The sequence below is a fragment of the Ruoffia sp. FAM 26254 genome, from assembly GCF_045528545.1.
GTDB lineage: Bacteria > Bacillota > Bacilli > Lactobacillales > Aerococcaceae > Ruoffia > Ruoffia halotolerans.
Genome location: NZ_JBGQQY010000124.1, coordinates 1 through 327, shown reverse-complemented (window position 1 = coordinate 327; position 327 = coordinate 1). Strand labels below are relative to the sequence as shown.

The 327-nt window shown below is 46.2% G+C and carries 1 protein-coding gene; it reads left to right on the top strand.

What is annotated here, in order from left to right; translation table 11 throughout:
- Positions 1–327: IS30 family transposase (locus ACEN3Z_RS11945; protein WP_407090994.1), on the top strand; the 327-nt coding region annotated here is incomplete at both ends.

Genomic DNA, 327 nt, shown 5'->3' with positions numbered 1-327 from the left:
TCACAGGGCTGGACACCCGATGTCATTATCGGGCGTAAAGAAAAACCCATTGACTGTTCCATGCGGACGCTTTATCGGCGTTTCAAGGAAAAGGTGTTCGATGAAAAAACCTTACCCATGAAAGGAAAACGTAAGCCAAATGGGCATCAAGAACGTCGCGGAAAACAAGCCTTCAAGCGAAATATCGTGGAAAGAGAGGTAGACTATCCAGCGTTCACCGAAGAATTCGGTCATCTCGAAGGAGATACCATTGTGGGTGTTCACCACAAGAGTGCTGTTATCACGCTAGTAGAGCGTCTTTCCAAAATCATCATCACTTTGAAACCG